Origin of the sequence: Paenibacillus amylolyticus (assembly GCF_003719335.1) — a bacterium.
In the GTDB taxonomy this organism is placed as follows: domain Bacteria; phylum Bacillota; class Bacilli; order Paenibacillales; family Paenibacillaceae; genus Paenibacillus; species Paenibacillus amylolyticus_D.
Genome location: NZ_RIAS01000003.1, coordinates 74,738 through 98,691, shown reverse-complemented (window position 1 = coordinate 98,691; position 23,954 = coordinate 74,738). Strand labels below are relative to the sequence as shown.

Sequence of the window (23,954 nt, the reverse complement as noted above, 5' to 3'; positions counted from 1 at the left end):
GAAAAATAATGTGATAATTTATGTCTGTAACCGGTTACACATAAGGAGAACATTCCATGACAACAATTAAAGACGTAGCAAATCTGGCTGGTGTATCGGTAGCCACGGTATCCAGAGTGATTAATGACAGGGGCTATGTGCACGCAGATACTCGCAAGAAAGTTGAAGATGCTGTCAAAGCACTTCACTTTTCACCGAATGAAGTGGCACGCTCACTATACACACGCAAGTCAAAACTGATTGGTCTACTGCTCCCAGACATTGCGAATCCTTATTTCCCTCAGCTTGCGCGGGGTGTGGAGGATCGGATGCAAGAGCAGGATTACCGCTTAATATTTGGAAATAGTGATGAGGATGAACGGAAGGAGCAGGATTACATCCAGACGTTTATCCAGAATAACGTAGTGGGTGTGATCTCATCCACCAATTACCCTCACTCTTCGATATATGAAAAGCTGAAGATTCCCGTCGTCTTCCTGGACAGAACTTCGCTGGATCGACCTTCGGTCTATGCCGATGGCAGAGAAGGCGGAAGGCTTGCTGCCAAGGAGATCATTAAACGGGGCAGCAAACGAATTACCATTATGCAAGGACCATCCCACATTCGGCCGGCTCAAGATCGGTTTGAAGGAGCGATTGAATTCATCCGGGAAGCGGGAATGGATCATGAGGTCATTCAAACCACCTCGTTTTCATTTAATGAAGCAGGTGTATGGGCTGAGGAACTGTTTAAAAAATATCCGGATACGGATGGTGTTATTGCCAGTAATGACATCGCTGCAATGGCTGTATTACATGAAGCCTATCGCATCGGGAAGAATGTTCCGCAGGATGTACAAGTCATTGGGTTTGATGATATTCCGATGAGCGGATTGTTGTCACCGGCATTATCTACGATTCGTCAGCCGGCATATGAAATGGGCAGAGAAGCAGCAGGATTACTTATTCAGTTAGTAGAGCAAAATAAGATGGATAATAAAAACATACAGTTGCCCGTGTCCTTCATTGAACGGGGAACAACGAGAAAGGTGAGAAACGATGGCTAACATTTGTGTGATTGGAAGCAGTTCAATGGACTTGGTTGTGACATCGTCCAGAAGACCGGGCGCGGGAGAAACCGTGCTTGGTGAAAGCTTTAAGACAGTACCCGGCGGGAAAGGGGCCAATCAAGCTGTTGCGGCAGCACGATTGGGAGCTGAAGTGGTCATGATCGGCCGTGTTGGAGATGATACATTCGGTACAGACATTTTAGAAAACTTTAAAGCGAATCGTGTAAATACAAGCAATGTGAAACCGGTTACACATTCCGAGAGCGGTACAGCTCATATCATCTTGGCAGAGGGAGATAATAGCATTGTAGTGGTCGAAGCGGCCAATCGCGAAGTGACTCCTGCTTATGTGGATGAAGCTGCTGAAGCGATTCGTAACGCGGATATCGTTCTGATTCAGCAGGAAATTCCAGAAGAGACGGTGATTCATGTCAGCCAATTATGTGCCGAATATAAAACACCTTTACTGCTCAATCCGGCTCCTGCCCGTGCGGTTCCACAAGAGGTAATTGACAATGCATCGTATATTACACCGAATGAGCATGAGGCCGAAATTTTGTTCAAAGGCATGAAGCCTGCGGAAGCTCTACGTCAACATCCGAACAAATTATTCATTACGGAAGGCAGCAAGGGTGTTCGATATTTTGACGGTAATGAAGAGGTCCTTGTGCCAACCTATAAAGTTGAAGCTGTAGATACAACCGGAGCTGGCGATACGTTTAATGCAGCTTTTGCAGTCGCTCTGGCTGAGGGTAAATCGATTCAGGACAGTGTGCGTTTTGCCAATCGGGCGGCATCGTTATCCGTAACCAAGTTTGGTGCACAGGGAGGCATGCCAACTAGGGACCAAGTAGAGGAAAGTCTATAAAAAGAAGCTGAGCAAAGACTTCTATATAAGTTCAACTTATATAGTGAAATAGATGAGCATCCGCAAATGAAATAAAGGGGAACTTTATATGAAAAGAAACGGCATCTTGAACAGTCACATCTCTAAAATTTTGTCTGATCTGGGTCACACCGATCAGATTGCCATTGCGGATGCGGGCTTGCCCGTTCCGGATGGTGTGCTCAAGATTGATCTGGCACTCAAACTCGGTACACCAAGCTTTCGTGAAGTACTGGACGTCATTGCGGAAGACATGGTCATTGAAAAGGTGATCGTAGCTCGTGAAATCCAGGAAGGAAATCCGCAGACACTTGCCTACTTGAATGAAAAATTTGATTCGCAGGTCATTGATGATAGCCAGAACCATGAACGGTTTAAAGCGTTAACCCGGCAAGTGAAGGCCGTTATTCGTACAGGCGAGGCTACACCGTATGCCAATTGTATTTTACAATCGGGAGTTCATTTCGGTTAAAAGGAGGCAGCACTATGCACATTCAGATGCATAATATCCATAAAGCGTTTGGCACGAATCAAGTGTTAAGCGGTGTGGATTTTGAATTAAAAGAAGGCGAGGTTCATGCCCTGATGGGTGAGAATGGCGCCGGGAAATCAACGCTCATGAATATTTTGATCGGTCTGCACCAACGGGATCAGGGAACGATTGAGATTGATGGCAAAGAGACGTACTTCGGTAGTCCGAAAGAAGCTGAGCAGCTTGGGCTTACGTTTATTCACCAAGAATTAAATGTCTGGCCAGAGATGACAGTGCTGGATAACCTGTTTATCGGTAAAGAGATATCGTCCTCCATGGGGTTGCTTAACACAAAACAAATGAAAGCGCTTGCTAATGAACAATTTGCCAAACTATCGGTGGATATCCCGCTTGAGCGTCCTGCAGGAGAGTGCTCTGTCGGACAGCAGCAGATGATTGAGATCGCCAAAGCGCTGATGACCGAGGCCAAAGTCATTATTATGGACGAGCCTACAGCGGCCTTGACCGAACGTGAGATCCAGAAGTTGTTTGAGGTCATTCGTTCTGTGCAAAAAAATGGTGTATCCGTTGTTTACATCTCTCACCGAATGGAGGAAATTTTTACGATCTGTGATCGCATTACGATTATGCGTGATGGGCGAACTGTGGATACCAAAGCAATTCCTGAGACAAATTTTGATGAGGTTGTGCGCAAAATGGTCGGACGCGAACTCACCGAGCGTTACCCGTCTCGAAATCCGAAGTATGGCGAAATCGTACTTGAGGTGAAAGAAGCTAACCGAAAAGGATTATTCGAAAATGTTAGTTTTGATGTGAAAGCTGGCGAAATACTTGGTTTCTCTGGACTGATGGGATCGGGGCGTACGGAGATCATGAGAGCCATCTTCGGTCTGGATCGGCTGGATAGCGGTGAGATCAAGATCCGCGGAAAAAAAGTAAACATTCGCAAACCGGCGGATGCGGTGAAGCACGGCATCGGTTTTATTACAGAAGACCGGAAGGATGAAGGGCTAGTACTCGACTTTTCGATCCGTGAAAATATGGCACTGACGAACCTGTTCAGTTTTTCCAGCAGAGGTTTCATCTCGAATGTGAAAGAACAGGAGTTTGTGGACACCCTGATCAAACGGTTGCAGATCAAAACCCAATCTTCGGAAACCGCGGCCCGGAATTTATCCGGTGGGAACCAGCAGAAAGTGGTTATCGCCAAATGGGTGGGCATTGGCCCAAGCGTGCTCATTCTTGACGAGCCTACACGTGGGGTAGACGTTGGAGCGAAGCGTGAGATCTATCAGCTCATGAACGAACTAACGGATCGCGGAGTAGCGATCATCATGGTTTCGTCCGAACTACCCGAAGTGCTCGGAATGAGTGACCGTATTGCCGTTGTGCATGAAGGTCACATCACCGGCGTGCTGCTGAAGGAACAAGCGACACAGGAACACATTATGACACTAGCTACAGGGGGACAGTAACATGACAACAATGCAGGACACTAAAACAGCCAAAAGCGGGTTCCGCTTGTCTAGCGTAACACAAAAACTCGGTCCATTACTCGGATTAATCATCCTGATTGTTATCGTTTCCGTGCTCAATCCAAGCTTCTTGGAACCGCTTAATATTCTGAACTTGCTTCGCCAGGTTTCCATTAATGCCTTGATTGCGTTTGGGATGACGTTTGTTATTCTCACAGGCGGGATTGACCTGTCGGTTGGTTCTATACTTGCCTTATCCAGTGCGTTCGTAGCCAACATGATGTTATCCGGTCTTGATCCGATTCTGTCGATCATTATCGGGGTTTCGCTTGGCGGCGTCATGGGTATGGTCAATGGACTGATGATTACCAAGGGTAACATGGCTCCATTTATCGCAACACTTGCAACGATGACTATTTTCAGAGGTTTGACGCTGGTATATACCAACGGTAATCCAATCACAGGCCTGGGCGACAGTCTGCTGTTCCAGTTGTTTGGACGGGGATACCTGCTCGGTATTCCGGTACCGGCGATTACAATGCTGATTACGTTTGTGATTCTGTGGACGATTTTGCATAAAACGGCCTTCGGCCGCAAAACGTACGCCATCGGCGGTAATGAAAAAGCTTCGATTATCTCAGGTATCAAGGTATCCCGTGTCAAAATTATGATCTACTCCCTTGCAGGTATGCTTGCTGCGCTGGCTGGTGCAATTCTGACATCACGTCTGAACTCCGCTCAACCTACAGCAGGTACATCCTATGAGCTGGATGCCATCGCTGCAGTTGTGCTGGGCGGTACAAGTCTTTCTGGCGGTCGTGGACGCATTGTAGGTACATTGATTGGTGTGCTGATTATCGGTGTATTGAATAACGGTCTGAACCTGCTCGGTGTGAACTCTTTCTACCAGATGGTCGTGAAGGGTGTCGTTATTGCTATCGCAGTCCTGCTGGACCGCAAGAAAACCGCTTAAGGGAGAGAAAACAACATGAAAAAATGGACACTAACGCTTGTTAGCATGATACTGATCGTTGTTCTAGCCGGATGTTCGCTGGAGCCGCCAGGCTGGGCGAAACCAAAGTCAGCCGGAGGTAAGGAACAGAAAAAAATCGGCTTGTCGATCTCGACACTGAACAACCCGTTCTTCGTTTCACTGAAAGACGGTGTCGTAGCAGAAGCACAGAAACAGGGTATTCAAGTTGTTGTAGTTGATGCACAGAACGATTCTGCGAAGCAAACGAACGATGTGGACGATCTCATTCAGCAGGGCGTAGATGCCTTGCTCATTAACCCGGCAGATTCCGCTGCAATCTCTACAGCGGTTCAATCCGCTAATAGTGTCGGCATTCCAGTAATTACGCTGGATCGTTCTGCGGATAAAGGTGAAGTTGCAGCACTTGTTGCTTCCGATAATGCGAAGGGTGGGCGCATGGCTGCCGAATACATCGTTAAGCAATTAGGTGAAGGAGCCAAAGTGATCGAGCTTGAAGGTGTCCCAGGTGCATCCGCTACAAGGGAGCGCGGCAAAGGTTTCCATGAGATCGCAGATCAGAAGCTGGATGTGGTTGCCAAACAATCTGCTGACTTTGACCGATCCAAAGGTCTGAATGTCATGGAGAACTTGTTGCAAGGTAATCCGGGAGTGCAAGCCGTATTTGCTCACAATGACGAGATGGCTCTGGGTGCCATTGAAGCGATTCAAAGCTCGGGTAAAGATATCCCGGTGATCGGTTTTGACGGCAACGATGATGCCATTAAATCGATTCAGGATGGTAAACTGACTGCAACCGTAGCTCAGCAGCCCGAGTTGATTGGACAGCTTGCACTGCAAGCCGCACTCGATGTGCTGAGCGGCAAGCAGGTGGAGAAATCCATTCCGGCTGAGTTAAAGCTGGTTACCAAGGAAAACGTAAATCAATAATCAATATTTAAAAGGTAATACACGAATCCCGCTCTGGCTGAAAAAGCCGGAACGGGATTTTTTATCGTGGAAATTATAGATGGTTAAAAACTCAAATCAGGCTCATACCTGACTTCAATTGCAAATTATAACCTTTTGGATTGCTCGAAAATAATAACTTTGGATATACATATTCAGTCCATAGATTGTTATACTGTCATTCAAAAGGTGAGTAGAAAGGGGCATCCAGCTTGGATCATCCTGTTGAAGAAAATTTAAAAATGGTTAGAAAACAAATGGCACTGGCTTGCAAGGCTTCTGGACGAAATATTACCGATGTAAAGTTGCTTTTAGCCACGAAAACGGTACCGCTTGAGAAGTTACAGGTCGCTGTGCAGGCAGGTGAAAAGCTGTTTGGAGAAAACAAAGTGCAGGAACTGCGAGATAAATATCCTCTTATGGAGCAGTCCAAAGCGGTGGAATGGCATTTTATCGGACATCTGCAGACGAATAAAGTAAAGGAGGTTGTTAAGTATGTGACAATGATCCATTCGGTGGATCGTCTGAAGCTCGGGCAGGTCTTACATGACCAGCTTGTCAAAGAACAGCGGACAATGGACATTCTTGTACAAATTAATACGTCCTATGAAGAAAGTAAATTCGGAGCTTCTCCAGAGGATGCAGTGGAACTCGTGGAACAGTTATCTCGATTTGATACGCTGCATGTAAAAGGATTAATGACGATTGGGAAACTGCATGCATCAACGGATGAGACCCGTCAATGTTTTCGGTTGTTGAAACAGCTCAGTATACAGATCAGAGAGAGAAACATCCCACGCGTCGACATGGAAATGTTATCAATGGGCATGTCCGGTGATTTCAGTATGGCGATTGAAGAGGGGGCCACCATCGTTCGTGTGGGAACGAATGTGTTTGGCCCACGTTATGTACCCGATGAATACTACTGGAACGAACATACAAAGATAGAAGATTAGTTGAGGGGCAGGGGTTTACATTGAAAACAGCATCTAATAAGATTCGCGGACGCGATTTGATATCGCCAGTGACCGCTGCTTTAATTTCTGTAATTGTCAATTATGGAGGGACCTTCATTCTTGTGTTTCAAGCGGCCAAAGCAGCAGGGCTAAGCCCGGAAATGACCGCTTCCTGGATATGGTCCATTTCGATTGGCGTAGGGATCACGGGGATATGGCTTAGTTACCGCTACAAAGAACCTATCATTACTGCGTGGTCTACTCCAGCTGCAGCCTTCCTTGTCTCCATGCTGGCTGTAACTCCTTATTCAGAAGCCGTAGGTGCTTATATGATTTCAGCCGTTGGTTTTGTCATTTTGGGCATGTCTGGCTTGTTTGAACGGTTCGTCCGATTAATCCCGCCAGGGATCGCTTCTGGTTTACTTGCAGGAATTTTACTCCAGTTCGGTATCTCCGCGTTTGAAGGGGCCAAGGTCGAACCTGTACTGGTTATTCTGCTGTTTACCGCCTATATCGTGTTAAAACGGTTTACATCTCGTTATGCAATCGTTGGTATATTGATTCTCGGCCTGATTTATCTGGTAATTATGGGGAAAACCGATTTCAGCTCCATTCAGCTGGCTGTCGCTTTACCTGTTTTCACAGCTCCCGAATTCTCAATTCAGGCACTGCTAGGTGTGGCCCTGCCGTTATTTATTATTACGCTTACAGGGCAGTACATGCCAGGTATGCTGGTTCTCCGCAATGATGGTTTTCGAACGAGTGCTAACCCTATATTAACGGTCACCGGCTTGGGTTCACTTATCGCCGCACCATTCGGCTCACATGCATTTAACGTGGCAGCCATTACCGCAGCTATATGCACAGGGAAAGATGCGCATGAAGATGCGTCCAAGCGTTATATTGCGGGCATTGCCTGCGGAGTCTTCTACATAACTGTCGGAATTTTTGGCGTGACCTTAGCCGCATTATTTTTAATTCTTCCAGCGGCATTTATCGCCACATTAGCAGGGCTCGCTTTACTTGGAACGATCGGCGGCAGCCTGGCTAACGCTCTGGCGGACCCGAACGGACGGGAAACGGCATTAATTACATTTTTAGCAACAGCGGCTAATGTAACTTTGTTTGGCATCGGCGGTGCATTCTGGGGACTTGTGGCTGGAGTCATGGCACATCTTCTAATTCATCATAAATTTGCCAAAAAACAACTTGGGACAAATGCTTAAGAAACCAGAAAGGGATGATGATCAGGATGTTAAAACATATAGAGAGCCAAGATAAAACTGTGGCAACAGCAGCCCGTCACGAGCTTGCAAGACAGCGGGATACGATAGAACTGATTGCTTCAGAGAATTTTGTGAGCCAAGCCGTAATGGAGGCCACGGCCAGCGTATTAACCAATAAATATGCAGAGGGTTATTCGGGCAGAAGATATTATGGTGGATGCGAGCATGTTGATACGGTAGAGGATATTGCTAATGATCGCCTGAAACAACTATTTGGTGCTGAACATGCGAATGTGCAGCCTCATTCCGGTTCACAGGCGAATATGGCTGTATATCTTGCCTCAGTTGAGATAGGTGATACGATTCTTGGAATGAATCTTGCTCATGGGGGTCATCTGACGCATGGAAGTCTTGTTAATTTTTCAGGAAGATTTTATCATTTTGTTTCCTATGGTGTCGATCCGGAAACGGGTCTTATTGACTTTGACGAAGTGCGAAAACTGGCTCACAAACATCGTCCGCGAATGATCGTTGCAGGCGGAAGTGCATACCCGAGGCGTATTGATTTTGAACTTTTTGCTCAAATTGCTTCCGAAGTGGGAGCTTTACTGTTTGTAGATATGGCACACATCGCGGGCATTGTTGCAGCAGGATTACACTCTAACCCCATACCGCATGCACATATTGTTTCAACCACGACACATAAGACGCTGCGAGGTCCGCGTGGAGGTGCTATTTTGTGTAAAGAATCCTGGGCACGGGCCATCGATAAAGCTGTTTTTCCAGGAACGCAGGGCGGGCCATTTATGCATATTATTGCGGGAAAAGCAGTCGCTTTTGGGGAAGCAATGCAATCTGATTTCACTGTTTATATGAGAAACGTTCTGAATAATGCCAAAGTAATGGCGGAAACGCTAAGAAATGAAGGACTTTCTCTTGTTTCTGGAGGTACCGATAATCATCTTATTCTCGTTGATCTGCGCAGCGTTGGCCTTACGGGTAAAGACGCTCAAATGATGCTGGATGAAGCAGGCATCACGGCAAACAAAAATTCGATTCCTCACGATACAGCAAGTCCGTTAGTTACAAGCGGTATTCGGTTTGGAACTCCTGCCATGACAACCAGAGGGCTTGGTGCCGGGGAGATGAAAGAAATCGCCGAGCTTATCGCACTTGCTTTTAAAAATCCAGCGAATACTAAAGTAAAAGAGCACATATCAGGTTGTGTGCGCGAGATCACATCACGATTTCCTCTGTACGAAGCAGGAGCATCGTTCACCTCATAAATAGATACAGCCCGTCTGCAATCTTCTTATCGATTTTGGATTGCTGGCGGGCTCTATTCCATTGTTATAAAACGGTGCGGGCAAATCGGGAGATGCCTTCTTCGATACGTTCCTCATCTACTTTTGCAAAACCTAATACCCACCCCTTACGGTCACTTTCCAGGCAGTATCTGCTTAGCGGATAAACACAGACACCCTGCCTGCGGGCGGCAGAGGTTATTGTTGCTTCATCACATGACGCTTCTGCTTCAAGAAGTATATGTAATCCCGTTTCTACTCCACTTAACCTAAAACGCGAACTAAGGCCGGAAGAATGGATCGCTTTGGTCATGACCTCGTGTCTGCGGCGATAAATGTTACGAACTCTTCTCATGTGGCGCATAAATTGCCCCCGCTCAATAAAATGATTCAGCGTTAGCTGCTCCATTATGGGGAGATGGCGATAAGTCAGTTCATGAATCTGGGTAAGCCGCTCAACCGCTGCTTGAGGTCCTATAATTGCGGATAAACGTATACCGGGCGCAATCATTTTGGAGAAACTCATCATATAAAGCGTATTCTGAGGCAGTTGGCTGAACAGGGTGGGAATCGGGTCTCCACGATATCTGAATTCGCTATCGTAATCGTCCTCGATAATCCACATCCCACGTTTTCCGGCCAATTGCATGAATTGCTGTCTGCGCGGCTCTGACATTATGATTCCGGTGGCGCATTGGTGTGAAGGTGTGACAAATACGAGCCTCGATTCTGGGTGGATGCGATCTACACACAGTCCCTGCTCATCAACCGGTACGGCATCGATCTGCATACCGCGGTATTTCATGGTGGTCCAGGCAGCAGGAAAACCGGGGTCCTCCACGGACACTCTGTCTCCTTCAGTCAGAAGTGCCTGAGTAATCAAATCAATGCTGTGTTGTGCGCCTGAAGTTAACAAAATCTGATCAACTTCAATATGAATTCCTCGTTCTAGGGACAGGTAACGCTGGATCTGTTCTCGCAGCGGCAGGAAACCTCTGGCATCGCCATACGACCAGATATCAAGGTCGGGTTCAGCAGACACCTGCAAAAATGATTTTCTCCAGGATTGGGTGAACGTCTCATCGATATAAGGCTCGTGCGGGTTGAAATCAATGTCCACCTGCGGTGCATCTTGATCTCCAAACCAGCTCTGCAGTTTGGCAATGGATTCGTGTACTAAAGGCAGTGCGGGAGGTACAGGCCCGGACGGTGGCTCCTCTTCTGAAGAACGGAGCACCTGGATCGAATGGCTGACTCTTGTTCCACCGCGACGTGAGGTTACGGTATAACCCCGGCTGAATAATTCTTCGTAAACGATCTGAATTGTAGACCGTGAAACACCGATCCGCGCGGCTAACTCACGTGACGGAAGCAGCAGCTCACCTGGAGGCCAGTTCCCGGTTGTAATGTTGTGAATAGCCTGGTCAAGCAGTTGCTGCCAGATCGGGCGGTCATCATTTCGGTTCACTTTTAACATCATAACAACTCCGTTGTTGTTGAATTTATGGATTGTATATTACTTGAACATAATGAAAATTCGGACGTTCCATTGTATGGAATATTATCATGACAACGGTTCAAGCTGCAATGATGAATCAAGATTATAATAATGATTTGACTGTTCATCTCCAGTTCATATTCAAGACGTTTGCAGTTCATTTTCTTCGTTTATACTGCGTTAGGAAACAGCACAACACGATGATCACAGAGCAGAATAGGAGAAGATGAAGATGAGAAGAAAAAGAACGTCTATAATCGCGATGACCGTGGTGCTGGCGATGTTAACTCCCACGGCTGTATATGCAACCGAGATTCCAAGTGAATCAAATTTTGAACTAACTCAAAAAGCCGTCACTGCAAAAACGAAAACACTGACCGAAAGTTACGGTGTTGCCAGTGTTCAATACGCACTTATCGATGCAGGACAGATTGTTCTTTCCGGGCAGACAGGTATCAATGATCCTGCGGGGAATGTGCCCCTCACGTCAGACACAATGTATGGCATAGGCTCGACAAGTAAAATGTTTCTCACAACTGCTGTCATGATGCTGGTGGATCAGGGGAAAGTTAAACTGGATGATCCGGTAGTTAAGTATATTTCTGACTTTAGAATGAAGGACGAGCGCTATACTCAAATTACAGTACGTATGTTGTTAAACCATTCATCAGGACTTCTTGGCACATCAAGTAATAGTGCAATCCTATTTGAAGATCCGGATACACATGCACATGATACGTTACTGGATCAGTTGGCCTCACAGCATCTGAAGGCTGATCCTGGTGCCTATTCGGTTTATAGTAATGACGGGTTTTCATTAGCCGAGATTCTGGTGGAGCGAGTCAGCGGTTTGAGTTTTACGGAATTCATGCACCGTCATATCACAACACCTCTTGGCATGAATCATACCAAGACGCCACAAGATCCGCTCGATTTGAAACAAATGGCAACGACGTACTCCGCCAAGAAGGAAAGGCAGCCTTTGGAGACAACCAATATGATTGCTTCAGGCGGCATCTATTCCACAGCCGAAGATTTGGTGAAGCTGTCACAAGTGTTCACGAACGAGAAGAGTGGTGTTCTTTCCAAAGAATCGGCGAATGCAACGGGACAGGAAGAGTACAAAAGGGGACTGTGGCCAGAGGACGCCGATTCGTCTATTGCTTACGGGCTTGGATGGGACAGTGTGAACTTATTTCCCTTCAATCAATATGGGATCAAGGCATGGACTAAAGGTGGTAATACGATAGCCTATCACGCCTCTCTGATTGTACTTCCTGAGCATAACATGTCTGCAGCCGTTACATCTTCTGGAGGTTCAAGTTCAACGAATCAATTAATTGCAACGGAGTTGTTACTCAGTGCGCTGGAAGAAAAGCAACTAATTCCGGAGCGTAAAGCGGAGAAGTCACATGGGGTTCCTGTGAAGGCAGAGATGCCAAAAGAAGAGATGAAACATTCGGGAATCTATGGCGGCGGCGCCAACATGTTAATGAAACTGGAAGTGCAGGAGAGTGGCCAACTCACGATCTCGATGTTAACGGCTCCCAATAGTCCGAAGCAGAAGTACACATATATTGCTGAGGGCTCTTTTGTAAATGAAGCGGGTACGGAGAAAGTGAAGTTTGTTAAGGAAGATAACGGAAATACGTATCTGTGGACACGTTCGTACCAATCCGCACCTGGACTCGGGCAGCTTGCTTCCTCGGAGTACAAGGCACAGAAGCTTCAAGCGAACCCTTTGTCGGATGAGGCGAAAGCAACGTGGCAGTCACGTGCCGATAAAGCATATGTGCTCGTGAATGAGAAGCATACCTCGACATTATATAATACAGCAATGCCGCTTATCCCTATTCAGTTGTTGAGTGAACTGCCAGGCTATATTTACACCAACGCGATTACGGGTGCGGATCAAGCTATGAATCGATTACAAATTCCTGGTGTAGCCGGACGTGACACGATGGAATTTACATTTTTCAAACAGGACGGTATAGAGTTTGTTTCACAAGGAGGCAATATATATGCCAGCCAGGATATTGTGAAACCGATTTATGCAGGTCACCAATCGAAAACGACAATTCAGGCGAATGGTTATGCCAGATGGTTCTCTATCCCGACTTCGGCTGGAGGGAAAGAAATGAAAGTGAACGTCCCTTCAGATGGTTCTTTTGTTGTGTATGATGCGTCTGGAGTTAGCCTGAATCATAGCGTAGTTAGCGGTCAAACGACAATGATACTCCCGGAGAAAGGCAGCATTGTCTTTGCAGGTGAAGCGGGAGCTGTGTTTGAGATTACGTTGAAATAAAGGAGAACTCTGTTTATGGACGAGAGGGACATGTTTTCTTAATTACGATTGATTGATCTTGAGCATTAATGTTTTTTAAAGGAGAATTCATGCTTATCCATATGATCGCTAAAAAGTCGCGCTTTGCGGCTTTTTTTCATTTTAATGTTTCAAATTAATGTTTCAAATTTTAAATTCGGGTTTCGCTAACCTGACCTCCAGGGTAAGTATAAGAGGAGTTTTACAAGTGGAATGAAGAATTGCCATGGAAACAAAAGATGAAGGTGGGTAGAAAGAGCATTGATTGTTCAAGTGCTGAGAATAATAATGGAAGCAGGTTTGGAAACATAAGTATGGCATGACGTCAAGACGAGGAGGACATATGAAGAATAACAGGATTACAATACTTATACTTACCATGGTGCTGCTTCTGGTGTCCGGCTTCACAGGTTGGACGGGAAGTGTGCAGGCACAATCGCAATCGGTAAAAACCTATGTGATCGGTACCGACATTACCTTTGCACCGTTTGAATTTGAGGATATAAACGGAGAGCTTGTCGGCATTGACATGGATATCCTTGCAGCGATTGCGAAGGACCAGAATTTCAAATATGAGATCAAAGCCTTAGGTTTTAACGCAGCCGTGCAGGCACTGGAATCCAATCAGGTAGATGGTGTCATTGCAGGTATGAGTATTACGGATGAACGTAAAACCCAATTTGATTTTTCTGATATGTATTTTGAATCAGGCGTTGTTATGGGCATTAAAGCGAGCAATGATACAATAAAAAGCTATGAAGATCTCCGCGGTAAAAAGGTAGCAGTAAAAACGGGGACGGAAGGGTATCGTTTTGCTGAAGCGAACGCATCGAAGTATGGGTTTACCATTGTACCTTTTGATGATTCGGCGCTAATGTATGAAGATGTGAAAACGGGAAATTCTGCAGCATGTTTTGATGATTACCCTGTATTGAAATATGGGGAGAATCAAAAAAACGGACTGAAAGTTGTTACAGAACCAGAAAAGGGCGCGCCTTACGGCTTTGCTGTAAGTAAAGGTAAAAACCAGGAGTTGCTGCAGAAGTTTAACGCAGGCCTTGCAAACATCAAGGAAAGCGGTGAATACAAGCGTATTGTAGATAAGTATATAGGTGACAATGCAGAGACTGTTGCAAGCCTGGGACGAATGGAACTTGTGATCAAGTCTCTTCCAGCCCTGTTGAAAGGTTTGGGGAATACACTGTTATACACAATCATGTCTCTGTTCTTCGCGTTTATTATTGGTTTGATCTTCGCCTTTATGAAAGTAGGGCGTAACAGAGTTTTGCGCGGCATCGCCACCATTTTCGTTGATATTTTCCGTGGTATTCCGTTGCTTGTACTCGCGTTCTTCATTTACTTTGGTATTCCTCAGGCATTTGGCTTTACGATGCCGCTGTTCCTTGCAGCGATTCTGACGCTGAGCTTAAATGCCGGAGCGTACGTTACTGAGATTATCCGTGGGGGTATTCAATCGATTGATCGGGGGCAGATGGAGGCGGCTCGTTCACTCGGACTTCCGTATCGCAAAGCAATGATGAAAATTGTCATTCCTCAGGCGATCCGTGTGATGATTCCTTCATTTATCAACCAGATGGTTATTACGTTGAAGGATACGTCCATCTTGTCCGTTATCGGGCTGGTTGAGCTTACACAGTCGGGTAAAATCATTATTGCTAGATCCTTGGCCTCGTTTGACATTTGGTTAACGGTTGCGATAATGTACTTGATCGTTATTATTATACTGACTAAAATTGCCGATTATCTGGAGGTGAGAATCCGTCGTGGGTAAAATTAGAATAGAAGGTCTGAAGAAAAGTTTTGGTTCCAATCAGGTGTTGAAAGGAATAGACGTTACTGTGAACGAAGGAGAGGTTGTATGTGTGATCGGTCCCTCCGGTTCGGGGAAAAGTACATTTCTGCGTTGTATTAACTGTTTGGAGGATATCACCGCAGGCCGTGTTATTGTCGATGATCAGGACTTAAACAGCAAAGATATCGATATCAATAAAGCCCGTGAAAACATCGGTATGGTATTCCAGCATTTTAATCTGTTTCCACACTTCAGTGTGCTCAAAAATATAATGTTCGCGCCCATTGAACTTGGCAAATTAAATCAAGCACAGGCACGAGAAACGGCTCTTCGCTTGCTTGACCGTGTCGGTCTGTCAGATAAAGCAGGCAGTTTCCCAAGCCAGCTCTCCGGTGGACAGAAGCAGCGTGTAGCCATTGCCCGTGCGTTAGCGATGAATCCTGACGTCATGTTATTCGATGAACCTACTTCGGCACTTGACCCGGAAATGGTTGGAGAGGTACTTGGTGTGATGAAGGACCTCGCGCGCGAAGGTATGACGATGATCATTGTTACGCATGAGATGGGTTTTGCCCGCGAAGTTGCGGATCGGGTTATTTTTATGGATGGTGGATATATTGTTGAGGAAGGTAATCCTGAACAGATCTTCGGTAAACCGCAGCACGAACGCACAATCAGCTTTTTGGAAAAGGTGCTCTAATCCCAGTTTTATCATGGTTCAATAAAAAAAGTCGCGATATGCGGCTTTTTTGCTTTGTACATTTATTTCATAAGGGATATAATGAGCTTCGTGAAATGCAGGGCATATTAGCTTTAATATCCATATAATTGCCTAAATAAAAATACTTATAAAGGAGTATTATCCTATGACCGAACCCGTAACGGAGTTGATACAACGACAATCGATTGAAGCCTTTCAGTCTGTGATTCGTAAATCGGAGAACGCTCTGAAGAACATGGCGGGGAAAGAAGCAAATACAACTGTTATAGAGAAACGACTTCGTGCGCTCATTGTCAGTTTATATATATTGGAACACACCTGGAATGGGAGAGATGACCAACATTATAGTAGCTTGGAAATATCCGAGGCACGTCATGTGATGAACAATCTCCTTCCTTCTCTTAAACAAATGATGGATAAGTCTACAGCTGGAACACCCCAATATACCTTACTGGAGAGAAGAATTCGAGCTTTTCAACTTGCTGTGCAGGCGATGGAACAGAAATGAGCCTGAAGTACTTGACAAAGAGTGATTCAAAAGGTAGTCTTCTTTTATGACAGTGGTCACTGACATTGGGGTAGAAGGAGAGCTTAATGTCCAATTCAAGTAAACGGAACACAAGAGAGAAGTTAATGTTAACGGCGATCGAGTTGATCTCGGTAAAGGGATATAAAAGCGTTACAACGCAGGAGATTGCTTTAACCGCGGGCGTAAGTGAGAAGACGTTATTTCGCCATTTTGGTACGAAACAAAATTTGCTTGAGAGCGCATTTGATGAATATCATTATGCCGCAGAAATGACACGACTTTTTGAGGAAAAACTGGTATGGAATCTGCATTCAGATTTATTGTTGGTGAGCAGAACCTATCACGAAATCATGCATAAGAACCGCAAATTGTTTATGATCAGTCTGAAGGAAATGAATCATTTGCCGGATTTAAGAACACAAACGATACGACACCCCCAGCAGTTACTTGAACGGTTAACCCGTTATTTACAAACGATGTACGAACAAGGTAAGGTGATTCAGATCAATGCTGAATTACAGGCTTTTTCCTTCATGGCATTAAACTACGGCTTGTTTATTAATCATATGGAGGATCATGTACATTTTCCGTGGCTTTCATTAGAAGATGTGATTGCCGAAAGTGTATGGACGTTCACTAGGGCTCTTACGCCCTAGTTTTTTAGTCAGTTAAATGACAGTAAGTACTGACAGTCAACCGTTTGTATTTTAAGTAACGTATGGAAAAGAGGGAAACGATGAAGGACACAGAGAGTTTAGAAATCCAGGATACATCTTCAACCGGTAAAGAAACGGTACTACTTCGCGTGCTTGTCTTCACATTGATCATTTCTGTAATGAACGGAATGATGTTTAATGTTGTTTTACCCGTCATTGGGGATCAATTCGAACGGTCAGCTTCCGAAACAAGCTGGATCGTTACCGGATATTTAATTGTATATGCCGTCGGTACAGTCACCTACGGGAAGCTAACAGACCGATACAGCATTAAGCATTTAATCACTTTTGGGCTCTTATTATTGGCTGCTGGTTCTGCCATGGGGATTCTGTCTACTTCCTTCTTTATGATTATTTTGGCACGACTGATTCAGGCCGCAGGGGCTGCCGTCATTCCAGCTCTTGCCATGATTATACCGGTTCGATATTTTCCGCCGAACAAGCGTGGTCAGGCACTCGGTACCTCTGCGATCGGAATCGCCTTGGGATCTGCGTTAGGTCCTATTGTTGCCGGATTCGTATCCAGTGCACTGAACTGGAAGTTTCTATTTGCCATTCCGCTGCTTTCGCTTTTGACGCTCCCTTTCTATAGAAAATGTTTGAATGATGAGAAGAGAGTCTATGAAAAGATGGACTATCTCGGAGGGATACTGCTCGCAGTAAGTATTGGAGCCATTTTGCTCGCGCTGACTCAAATGAATTTGTGGTATTTGCTACTGGGGTTTGTAGTTTTAGCTTTGTTTATCCTTCGTATTCTTCACGCAGCATCACCGTTTGTGCAGCCAGCTGTTTTTTGCAACCGATCCTACACATGGGGAATGATTATTTCATTTGTGTTGGTCGCATGCGGATTTAGCATTCCATTTATTATTCCGCAACTGTTGACCCATGTGTATGATGCTTATCCGGCTCTGACAGGTCTAATTATGTTACCATCGGCTCTGATTGCAGCATTACTGGGAAGACGAGGAGGGAAGTTAGCTGATGAGAAAGGCAATGTCTATTTGATCTATACAGCCTCAACGATGCTCGCGATTGGCTTCATATGTCTATCGTTTGTTGCCGGTGTATCATTGTTTTTCGTTTCATCTTGTCTAGTCTTGGCAGTCCTTGGTCAATCATATATGCAAATTGCGCTGTCTAATACGATTGCACAGACACTTTCCAAAGAACAGGTTGGCATTGGTATGGGATTACTGTCGATGTTTAATTTCATCGCAGCTTCTGTATCTACAACGGTTCTTGGCAAGGTCATCGACGGGGGAGCGCAGCAGATGCATTTCAACCCTTTTATCAGCCTATCGTCTGCATTTGTATATAGTAATCTATTTATTGTGCTTGCCTTGTTGGTTGTGGTAATGACTTTTGTGTATAGATGGCATTTTGATCGTAAGTCTCAAGGACAAATGAATGAATCATCTACATTGTTCTGATAAAAGCTGAACGTGTTTACACAAGCCAAACGGTTACTATCCGTTGATTTTCAAAAAATTGAAAAGAAGAGGTTTGTCCTCAACGACAGGGCCTCTTCTTAGTGGAACGTTTCAGGAGAAATGGTTCACTTAAAATGGTACAGGCGCACACCGTGCGAAGGCACATTTGTTTGTAATATATCCCCGTTAACTTCTATCAAATCGCCACTCCATAATTCAATTCCTTGGCTTGCAACGGAAGGGGATAAACCAGCTGTTGTAAGATTAAGTTCCACCGGGAGCACTTGTTGCTCACCAACATTAAACACAGCTACATAAGTGGAGCCATCCACATGAGCAGCCGTCCAAACGATCAGATCGCCTTGACGTAACACTTCTCTTGCACTATGGCTCTCACGATGCATACGCAGAACTTCACGGTTCGTCAGCAAGGACAGTGTCCAGTCATCGTTATCCCGTAACTCACCGCCAAAGATGAGAGGAGAACGGAAAATACTCCACAGAGACATCATGGTCAATTGCTCATCCTTAGTGAATCTCGTCCAGCGGTCAGCTCCGCCTCCATCGACAGAGCGAATACCGATATGCCCCAGAGGCAGCATATCACAATCCGGCCAGCACCCCTCCTTAGGAAGGGCCTGCCAAGTGCGGCAGCGGTCGAACATATCCAGCAGCAGCGGCCATTGATCCCAGAAATCATCGGTGACCCGCCACATGTTAGCCTGTTCCGCGAAAAAATCAGCATATTCCACGGGGGCAGGACCGGGAGAAAGACTTAATACCATGGGACGTCCGGCACGTTTGATCGCCTTCGAGATCATCTCAATCTCAGGCTGATGTGTGTCATATAATCTGGAGGCAGCGATATCATCCACTTTGACCAGATCAACACCCCATGAAGCATACAATTCAAACAGTGAATCATAATAGGCTTGCGCGCCTTCTTTGTTGTGATCTACGCCATACATATCCGTGTTCCACGGACAGATGGAGTTGGTGTGAGCGATCTCACGGGCGGTGGAGCTGGTCCCCAATAGAGCTGTATTCGCATGAACTGCTTGCCTTGGAATTCCGCGCATTATATGAATGCCGAATTTTAGTCCCAAACTGTGAACATAATCAGCAAGTGGTTTGAATCCCTGACCGTCCGCAGCAGAAGGGAAGCGATTTTCTGCAGGCATCAGACGAGAGTACTCATCCATAATCAGTGGAGCGAACGGGCGGTATTGTGAGGAGTTTGCCAGAGGCTCATACCATTGAATATCAACGGTAATGTAGCTCCAGCCATATGCTTTTAGATGTGTAGCCATGTACTCCGCATTGCCGCGAATTTCCTTTTCAGTGACAGCAGCCCCGTAGCAGTCCCAGCTGTTCCAGCCAAGAGGAGGTGTTGGTGCAACAAGAGTATGATCCATTGAAAGGCTCCTTTACATGATGAACTTGGTTTAAATTATTGCTCTAGTTACATTCATCATAATGAAGGTGGATTCAATAATCTACAGTAATGTTAAGTCTACAATAGCAATTTATTGCGGTTAGTCAAAAAACAATCTGCGATATACGAGGCTCTCGCCGCCGCTTCGGAACTCCCCTGGGGTAAGCCCGGTTAAACCTCGAAAAGCCTTGATAAAATAACTTCCGCTGGAGTATCCAACCTGCAATGCGATCTGTTCAATGCTTAGTGTCGTGCCGCGAAGGAATTCCATCGCTTTCTCGATTCGAACGCGGGTAAGATAGGCACCTGGAGTGAGGCCTGTGCTTGCCGAGAATCTGCGAATAAAGTGATATTTGGATAGAGTAACACGTTCTGCAAGCTGATCCACGCTGATCATACTGGCGTAATCGGTCTCGATATACTTCGTGGCCTGCTGAATATGTTCCGGCCAGTTCTCCCGATTATGACGTGCAGTCGTCTGTAAGCGAACAAGCTCTGTCATGAACTGATACACACTGGATGAGGCAATCAAAGGGTCCGTTATCCGTCCAGCCGCGGCATCCGTTACAATCATGCGCAGCAGACGGATCGGAGCCGAATCCATGGGGAGAGTAGCAACCTCGCCTGCTTCTCGCACAAACTTCTGCCAATGAGCTTGAATGAGATCAGGACGGAAGAGTAGGAAGATGAAATGCCATGGCTCAGCACACTCTGGATGATAATAATATCGATGAGCGCTCGGGATCTCTGCAAGAAAAGCCTGTCCGGAGGTCACACGGTATGTACGGTCTTTACTTTCATAAATACCTTCTCCTGCAAGGGTGTACTGAAATAATAGAAGAGGACCATCCGTTCGCTCCAGGCCATCCCAATAATACGACGGATCAGTAATGATATCGCTCCCCGTTGCATAAAGCTTGCATAGGTCAAGTTCACGATCTTCTGCAAATCGAAAACCATAGGTACCTTTTAAAATATCCATCGCTTTCCTCCAATCTAGGATACTCTGCTCAATCTACACTCATTTTCGCTATTTAACTATCATTTAAGTTCTGGATCTGAAGGGTTACGTGCAAACTTACCGGGCGATGTTCCGACCAGCTTGGTAAAGGTACGAATAAAATTGGCATAATCGCCGAATCCAGACTGATAACAAACCTCTGTAATACTCATGCCTTCAGTCAGGCAACTTTTGGCGAGCTCAATCCGGCGAGTAAGAATATAGTTTCGAATTGTAAGTCCGGTGTGCTTTTTGAATTGACGACTGATATAACTGCTGTTGGCGAATAGATTTTCTGATAAATCTTGCAGTGTGAGAGAATCTGTCAGATGTGTTTCAATATAGTCCATGGTGTTACGAACTAAATCAGGCATAATGTCTGTGGGCACAAAATCCGTATGTTTAAAAAGCAGATTGGTCATGAGAAGAATCTTGGTTACCAGCATATTTCTCATGATATCAGCACCATAGTCTGAGGAGACCAAGATTTGCTCTAACTGAGATGTAAGATGGAGAAACTGCGATAGCTCCTTTTCATTCAAATGCGCGATATTGCCGTTGTCTTTATGACGATAATGAAAACAGGTGGACAGGTTAGTAGATGATGTGGACAAACGATGAAGATATGATTTTTGAAGATTGATTGTGATTCGTTCATATTCATCTTGATCTAGTGCAAATGATCGATGCATTTCCTCTGGACTTAGTACAATAAGATCACCGCGTTGAAGATGGTAACACCGATTCTCAATATAGAAGTTCACATTGCCGCGAAGGAAAATAAACAGTTCATATCCATTATGTCGATGGTAGAATGTACCCATATTATAGGTTGTAACACGATGCAAATACAGCAGATCTGTCTGAATGGGATCATATTGATACTCCAGTGATTCATCCATATCAAGAGAACCTCCTTATCGTTCCACGCAATAAATATCACAATCTAAGCAATGAAATTGCAAACTTGAACCTATAAAATGTTATCATCCTAACATTTTGGTTTAATATTTGCAAGCGTTTTCGAAATGAATAAGGAAAACAGAATTGGAGGATTCTATGGAGCTGATTTTTACCGCACGCAGCAGTTGGCAGGAGGGAACAGTGTACACCGAATTGGATACGCACAGACTTCGGGCTGAGGTGAATATGATTGCTGATAAAGACAAGTCCGAAGATCCGAGACAGGTGCAGGTTACAATTGAGAATGAGGGCAATCAGCGATGGAGCGGTGTGATTCATATCGAACTAGGTTTTGACAAACATCAACCCAGATTTTTCTTGCCTGCTTTTATTTATGGACATAATCGGGGAGAAGCGCCGCAAAATGTACCTAACGAATTTCCAAGAATTCGTACAGGACACCCTTCCCGGCCTTCATCCCCTTGGTGGATGGTCCGAAGTGATCGTTTATCCCATCCGGCTGCCCTAGTGTATGACACAGGCCGAATTGTCGGACTTAGCGCAAGCCCATATTGGCTTAATAACGAGCATACTGGACTGAAAAAACCATGGTATCCCGGTCAGAAAGGAAACTTTCTGCAGTATGCTGGCTTCACCTGTTCAATAGAAAAAGGTACTGTCGGTTACACTTTAGGGTATGAGAACGCTCCGCTGCTTTTTATCAAGTCAAGACTTGTGCATGAACGTGCACCTTTGGCAGAGAACGTCTTCGAGCTGGCAGCAGGAGAAGTGGTGGAGTTCATAATGGAATTATATGATTATGAATCATCTTCCCCGTTGGGCATTAATTCTGCAATAGAGTCAATCTATAAAAAATACCATGAGTATCCACGGCGAGGAAGCGATATCCGGAAAGCCGTATCCGACTTGTCCACAGCCATTCGTGACTATGCCTGGCTTCCAGAAGACCGTCACTATTCTACTTTTGTATATGAAGACGCTGAAAGCGGGAGCTACCGATATAACAAGATTATTTCCATCAGCTGGACGAACGGTATGACTATTGCAGCCCCCATGCTGATTGCAGCATTACGTCAGAACGATGAGCCTATGCGTCAGCAAGCGTTATCATGCATTACAAACATTATTGAAAATGCGATGAATCCCGAGTCAGGACTTCCTTATGATGCTTATCAGGATGGAATCTGGAGTATTAAAGGCTGGTGGTTCGACGGTATGCGTACACCGGGGCATTCATCCTATCTCGTTGCACAAGCCATGTTTTATATCCTCAAATGTTATGACTATGAGTACCGTATTCTACAGAACACCCATAATGAATGGTTGGATTATGTGAAGCAAGTATTAATTCGTTTGGAGCATAGTAAAAATGCGGATGGCGAGTATCCGACGATTCTGTCCGAGCACACTGGTGCGGGATTAGAATATGACGCTTTCAGCGGTGCCTGGTGCCTTGCAGCGAAAGCTTATTACAGCTGGTTGACCAATGATTCATCCGATTTGGAGGAAATGAGACGGAGTGAAAGACATTATTACACTGTCTATGTGAAACAGATGGAATGTTACGGTGCGCCACTTGATGCAGACAAAGCAGTGGATTCCGAAGGCATTCTAGCATATATCAAAGCTCTCCGTTTCCTGCATGCACTAACTGGGGAGGAGACGTTCCTTGATCATATGAAAGACGCCATCAAATACGAGTTCAGCTTCAAATTTTGTTATAACTCGCCTGTGCAGATCCCGCCGCTGAGTACATTGAAATGGTCGAGCTCAGGAGGAAGTGTCACTTCTGTAGCCAATCCGCACATTCATCCTATGTCCAGCAATTTGATCGATGAGCTTTTATATTATGTTAAGCAACGTAAGGATGACTACATCCATCAACGAATGAAGGATACGGTCGCTTGGGGCTGTCAAACCTATAATCGTATGGATAATGAATATGACTTTGGCAAAAAAGGATGGATGTCCGAGCGTTTTTGTCACTCGCAAGGGCTCGTCACAGAGACTTATGCCGATGGTTCGCCGGCAAGTACCTGGTTTTGTCTAATGCCGTGGGCCAGCGGGTCTATCATTGAAGGCCTTGTTGGTGACCTATGGGATGATGTCAATTTAACGAAATAAATAAAAATATTCCTTTACAATTCGGGTTAACATTGTGAAGCTTTAGGTTAGTTTTATTCATTTAGCTCGGCCGACTCACCGATTAAACTAAACATGTAACCTGTTATGGT

Annotated in this window: 20 protein-coding genes; 16 read left to right on the top strand and 4 right to left on the bottom strand. The window is 45.3% G+C overall.

Annotated features, from left to right (window positions below; genetic code table 11):
* The first annotated feature begins 56 nt into the window (after positions 1-56).
* The 9 genes from EC604_RS07215 (at position 57) to glyA (ending at position 9,310) form a co-directional block, all read left to right on the top strand.
* A complete protein-coding gene (locus tag EC604_RS07215; RefSeq protein WP_123063514.1) occupies positions 57-1,046 on the top strand; it encodes a LacI family DNA-binding transcriptional regulator in 990 nt (329 codons plus the stop codon).
* Positions 1,039-1,917: a ribokinase gene (gene rbsK / locus EC604_RS07210; protein ID WP_123063513.1), complete on the top strand. Its 879-nt coding sequence runs from the start codon at positions 1,039-1,041 to the stop codon at positions 1,915-1,917. Before EC604_RS07215 ends, rbsK begins: the two co-directional genes overlap by 8 nt.
* 88 nt (positions 1,918-2,005) lie before the next feature.
* A complete protein-coding gene (gene rbsD, locus EC604_RS07205; RefSeq protein WP_123063512.1) occupies positions 2,006-2,407 on the top strand; it encodes a D-ribose pyranase in 402 nt (133 codons plus the stop codon).
* 14 nt (positions 2,408-2,421) lie between these two features.
* Positions 2,422-3,903, top strand: a complete 1,482-nt coding sequence (locus EC604_RS07200) for a sugar ABC transporter ATP-binding protein (RefSeq protein WP_123063511.1) — start codon at positions 2,422-2,424, stop codon at positions 3,901-3,903.
* 1 nt (position 3,904) lies between these two features.
* Positions 3,905-4,876, top strand: a complete 972-nt coding sequence (locus EC604_RS07195) for an ABC transporter permease subunit (RefSeq protein WP_123063510.1) — start codon at positions 3,905-3,907, stop codon at positions 4,874-4,876.
* Positions 4,877-4,891: 15 nt separating this feature from the next.
* Entirely contained in the window at positions 4,892-5,824 is a 933-nt protein-coding gene (rbsB, locus tag EC604_RS07190; RefSeq protein ID WP_090915885.1) for a ribose ABC transporter substrate-binding protein RbsB, read from the top strand.
* A 230-nt stretch (positions 5,825-6,054) separates the two neighbouring features.
* Entirely contained in the window at positions 6,055-6,798 is a 744-nt protein-coding gene (locus EC604_RS07185; RefSeq protein WP_123063509.1) for a YggS family pyridoxal phosphate-dependent enzyme, read from the top strand.
* A gap of 20 nt (positions 6,799-6,818) precedes the next feature.
* Positions 6,819-8,024, top strand: a complete 1,206-nt coding sequence (locus EC604_RS07180) for a benzoate/H(+) symporter BenE family transporter (RefSeq protein ID WP_123063508.1) — start codon at positions 6,819-6,821, stop codon at positions 8,022-8,024.
* Between the two features lie 26 nt (positions 8,025-8,050).
* Positions 8,051-9,310 (top strand): serine hydroxymethyltransferase, encoded by a 1,260-nt coding sequence (gene glyA, locus EC604_RS07175; RefSeq protein WP_123063507.1) that lies wholly within the window; start codon positions 8,051-8,053, stop codon positions 9,308-9,310.
* A 64-nt stretch (positions 9,311-9,374) separates the two neighbouring features.
* Here the strand turns inward: glyA and EC604_RS07170 are convergent, their stop codons facing one another.
* Positions 9,375-10,805, bottom strand: a complete 1,431-nt coding sequence (locus tag EC604_RS07170) for a PLP-dependent aminotransferase family protein (protein WP_123063506.1) — start codon at positions 10,803-10,805, stop codon at positions 9,375-9,377.
* A gap of 253 nt (positions 10,806-11,058) precedes the next feature.
* On the opposite strand from EC604_RS07170, the gene EC604_RS07165 reads away from it, so the two are divergent.
* The 6 genes from EC604_RS07165 to EC604_RS07140 all read left to right on the top strand — a co-directional run bounded on the left by EC604_RS07165 (position 11,059) and on the right by EC604_RS07140 (position 18,361).
* A complete protein-coding gene (locus EC604_RS07165) occupies positions 11,059-13,131 on the top strand; it encodes a serine hydrolase domain-containing protein (RefSeq protein WP_123063505.1) in 2,073 nt (690 codons plus the stop codon).
* A gap of 361 nt (positions 13,132-13,492) precedes the next feature.
* On the top strand, positions 13,493-14,941 hold the full coding sequence (locus EC604_RS07160) for an amino acid ABC transporter substrate-binding protein/permease (RefSeq protein WP_123063504.1): 1,449 nt from the start codon (positions 13,493-13,495) through the stop codon (positions 14,939-14,941).
* Positions 14,934-15,662, top strand: coding sequence for an amino acid ABC transporter ATP-binding protein (locus EC604_RS07155; RefSeq protein WP_123063503.1), 729 nt, complete (start codon positions 14,934-14,936; stop codon positions 15,660-15,662). The genes EC604_RS07160 and EC604_RS07155 overlap by 8 nt, the downstream gene beginning before the upstream one ends.
* 166 nt (positions 15,663-15,828) lie before the next feature.
* Positions 15,829-16,191 carry a hypothetical protein gene (locus tag EC604_RS07150; RefSeq protein WP_123063502.1) on the top strand — a complete coding sequence of 121 codons (363 nt, stop codon included), beginning with the start codon at positions 15,829-15,831 and terminating at the stop codon, positions 16,189-16,191.
* An 86-nt stretch (positions 16,192-16,277) separates the two neighbouring features.
* A complete protein-coding gene (locus tag EC604_RS07145) occupies positions 16,278-16,868 on the top strand; it encodes a TetR/AcrR family transcriptional regulator (RefSeq protein WP_123063501.1) in 591 nt (196 codons plus the stop codon).
* An 80-nt stretch (positions 16,869-16,948) separates the two neighbouring features.
* The gene (locus tag EC604_RS07140) at positions 16,949-18,361 is read left to right on the top strand and encodes an MFS transporter (protein WP_123063500.1); all 1,413 of its coding nucleotides are present in this window, start codon (positions 16,949-16,951) and stop codon (positions 18,359-18,361) included.
* A gap of 125 nt (positions 18,362-18,486) precedes the next feature.
* On the opposite strand, the gene EC604_RS07135 is transcribed toward EC604_RS07140, so the two are convergent.
* The 3 genes from EC604_RS07135 to EC604_RS07125 all read right to left on the bottom strand — a co-directional run bounded on the left by EC604_RS07135 (position 18,487) and on the right by EC604_RS07125 (position 21,698).
* Positions 18,487-19,776: a glycoside hydrolase family 27 protein gene (locus EC604_RS07135; RefSeq protein WP_123063499.1), complete on the bottom strand. Its 1,290-nt coding sequence runs from the start codon at positions 19,774-19,776 to the stop codon at positions 18,487-18,489.
* A gap of 120 nt (positions 19,777-19,896) precedes the next feature.
* Entirely contained in the window at positions 19,897-20,778 is an 882-nt protein-coding gene (locus EC604_RS07130) for a helix-turn-helix domain-containing protein (protein ID WP_123063498.1), read from the bottom strand.
* Between the two features lie 59 nt (positions 20,779-20,837).
* Complete coding sequence (locus EC604_RS07125; protein ID WP_123063497.1) at positions 20,838-21,698, bottom strand: AraC family transcriptional regulator; 861 nt, start codon at positions 21,696-21,698, stop codon at positions 20,838-20,840.
* Between the two features lie 157 nt (positions 21,699-21,855).
* Here EC604_RS07125 and EC604_RS07120 point away from each other — a divergent pair, with 157 nt between their 5' ends.
* Positions 21,856-23,844, top strand: a complete 1,989-nt coding sequence (locus EC604_RS07120; protein ID WP_123063496.1) for a hypothetical protein — start codon at positions 21,856-21,858, stop codon at positions 23,842-23,844.
* Positions 23,845-23,954 lie beyond the last annotated feature (110 nt).